The 3,034-nt window shown below is 56.1% G+C and carries 2 protein-coding genes; both read right to left on the bottom strand.

The features are described from left to right. Nucleotides 1-189 precede the first annotated feature (189 nt). Complete coding sequence (locus WCE37_RS14685) at nt 190-1,014, bottom strand: hypothetical protein (protein ID WP_343279991.1); 825 nt, start codon at nt 1,012-1,014, stop codon at nt 190-192. A 1,862-nt stretch (nt 1,015-2,876) separates the two neighbouring features. Beyond that, the gene (locus WCE37_RS14680) at nt 2,877-3,002 is read right to left on the bottom strand and encodes a DUF305 domain-containing protein (RefSeq protein ID WP_343279992.1); all 126 of its coding nucleotides are present in this window, start codon (nt 3,000-3,002) and stop codon (nt 2,877-2,879) included. Nucleotides 3,003-3,034 lie beyond the last annotated feature (32 nt).

Below are 3,034 nucleotides of genomic sequence, written 5' to 3'. Positions count from 1 at the left end.
GAATGTGACCGGTGACTACATTTATAGAAGCCGGATAGAAGTCGTAGTACTTATAGCGATGCGTGCACCCTGTGAGTAGAAGCGCAGAAAGGACAAGCGCGAGAATCTTCATGTGATGCCTAACACCTGAGTTAAGCCGTGCCGCGAAGCGGCATCGGCTTGAACGAATTGTTAGGCGGCTCCCCGCGCTTAGTCGCCCGTGACATCCAGACCTGCCTCTTTCGCGATCCCATCAACAATGGATCGGTGGCGGTTTTCAAGAAGTTCTACATATTCACGGAGCCCGGCGACAGTTACGAGATCGACCCTGAAGGAACTCTTTTCGTAAAATTTGGACTCGTACGAGAATCTGAACGGCGCTGAGCTTATCTCGGAAATTTGAATATTTGAATCCTTGTCCAGCTCAGCAGAGAAAAGTCGGCCATCTAGCACAACTACAGGTTGAAAGAAGTAGAACTCCGTTGGGTTGGACTTTAGATCCTTCTGTATCTCCTCTGAGTCAGGCCTGTCATCTCGCATTTGATAAGCCCACTTCAGCGATGAAACAAACGCGGAGTACCATTTTGACGGTTGATCAGGTGACTTAAAGGCTTCGTGGATGCCTGCGCCCTCCCACCCAGCAACTTTCAGCAGGGAATGTTCGGATAGCGAAGGAACAAGCCTTACTGGGCTGCACGGCAGATTTACCCGTGCAATCAGGTTGTTCCATGCGCATCCGTGATCATGGGCCGCAAGGGGGCGTTTGAAAACAATCCAAGGGCGTTCTGACTTTTTTACTTCCGCAACGGCGGTAAACTCAGAATTAACACAGGTCTCGCCACTATCTTTAACCGTTCGCACGCTAGTTGCATAGAAATCGCCTTCCCGCGACTTCTCTACTTCTCTATCAAAATAAGCGCCGGGCCCTCTAACGCTCCATCCGGCATCTTCGAAGGCTTTTCGTGCGAGTAGCTCCGAGAGCATCCCTGCTTTCGCAAGATCGTTTCGAATCTTATCCTCAAATTCAGAAGCCATACCCTCTCCCCAGCCGCCTAACACCTGAATTAAGCCGCGCCGCGAAGCGGCGTCGGCTTGAATGAATTGTTAGGCGCGCACTGCATAGTGGTACGCCAGCGTAAGCGCTGATGCCGCTGCCGCTCTCACGGCAAAGTTAATTGTGCAAGCAATGCACAGCTTTGGCCACGATCGAGTCGCTGCTGCATCAACAAACCAAGTGAGCGCGTAGCATGTCAGCGAGATCCATGCCAGAACGACCACGGCTATAGGCAGATAGAAAACTGCGAATCCACACGCCGCGAGCGAAAGCCCTGCGCCACTCACAAGGTACTTCAGGATGTCGCCTACGAGAGGGTTACGCCCCTCGTAGACACAGGCGCTCTGAAACGCCTCGTCTGACGTGAAGGCCAGCAATACGAGCCCCGCAAGCGAGTGAAGGACAGCTAGTGCCGTGAATGCAATGCCGGAGAGTTCCATGCGCGCCTAACACCAGAATTAAGCCGCGCCGCGAAGCGGCGTCGGCTTGAATGATTTGTTAGGGCCCAGCTGGCGAGTCCTGTCGAACTCTTTGTACAGCTCACGGACGTCTTGCAGCGACTCTTGTAGCGGCGCGCTGCGCCCAGAGCAAGTATCGATCTCGTAGGGCTCCTTGCCGCTCAAGTAGAGCAGGAAAGCCTGGCCACCTCTTATGGGCTCAACGACGTTTGTGCGGGTTGTGAATGTACTTCCTTTTGGGTGGACGCCCTTCCAGGACTCGTTGACCCGCCAAATTATGGTTTGCCTCATCTGGCCATCTGCTGCCCGAAGCGATACTGCTTCAGCCATTGCTGCCACCACAGCGCTAGATTGCTGAAGCGAGTGGATAGCAGGCGGCCGTAGTACCTCGCATGGGATGCTCGCGAGCGCGCCAGAGGTGTGGAGCGCGAGCACCAAGCCCAACCAACACCCTAGCGACGTCTTACTCATGGGCCCTAACACCAGAGTTAAGCCGAGCAGCGTAGTGAAGCGAAACACATGGCAAGCTTTACCTGCCATGTGTTTTGCGTAACGAAGCGGATTCGGCTTGAACGACTTGTTAGGCCGCCGCTGCCCGGCACTTACGCCCGGACCCGCGACGGCCCAACCCCTGAGCCCAACAGTACAACAAGTCTTGCTGGAGAGCTTGATCTGGCACGTGGCGCGAGCGGAGCCTAGAAGATCAAGTCGCGCGACCAAGAACTCTCACCGCGCACTGCCCGAAGCCGACGCGGCGGGTCGAATCTTGCGGAGAGTCGCGCCTGGCCGAAGCCGAGGTACTGCAGGTCTGACTGCTGATGCCTGCACCGCGCGTGCGAGGTGCAAACGCTGCGGACAAGCGAGGCGCTACAGATTGCCTGGAACCCGGCAACAACAGTGCGGGAAACAAGGCCTAACACCAGAATTAAGCCGTGCCGCGAAGCGGCATCGGCTTGAATGACTTGTTAGGCCGCTCACTTGCTATAGCATGCGGCCGCTTCCTCAGTGAGGCTAGGACCTTCTTTAGCATACTGTTCGTCCGTTAGGACCTGGCCGTGGCAGACATGGGAGCAGCCGCCTCCAATCTCGGGTAGACCGCCTCGGCTTTCGCACCTGATGAAGCATTGGTCAGATGCGGAACATCGCTTTGCCAGCGCGCGAGCGGTACAGAGCGTGTACGGGTCTATATCAGTCCGAGCGAGAACTCCCGATAGATCGCACCCACCGACCTGCGTCGTCCGGGCTTCGGGCGTGCTCACGCATGCACTGATCAAGCAGGTCACAGCCAGCATCGCTATCAGGCGCACCACCTTCTCCCCAAGCGGCCTAACACCTGAGTTAAGCCGTGCCGCGAAGCGGCATCGGCTTGAACGAATTGTTAGACGTCACTCCTGCGCCCTTTCGGTCGATTGATCTTGCAGGTCACTGATCAATGACTCCATCTCGCCAATCTCACGGCGTTGAGCCTCAATGATCTCATCCGCAAGGGTTCTTACTCGGGGGTCCGAGATCCGGGCCCGCTCACTTGTGAGGATTGCAATGG

The sequence above is a fragment of the Luteimonas sp. MJ250 genome (genome assembly GCF_039548455.1).
In the GTDB taxonomy this organism is placed as follows: Bacteria; Pseudomonadota; Gammaproteobacteria; order Xanthomonadales; family Xanthomonadaceae; genus Luteimonas.
Note: the sequence above shows the minus strand (reverse complement) of the source record. Positions and strands in the feature narration are given on the sequence as shown.

Excerpts from the sequence above, each read along its gene's own strand:
- WCE37_RS14685 (WP_343279991.1), bottom strand. The coding sequence starts at position 1,014 with ATGGCTTCTGAATTTGAGGATAAGATTCGAAACGATCTTGCGAAAGCA.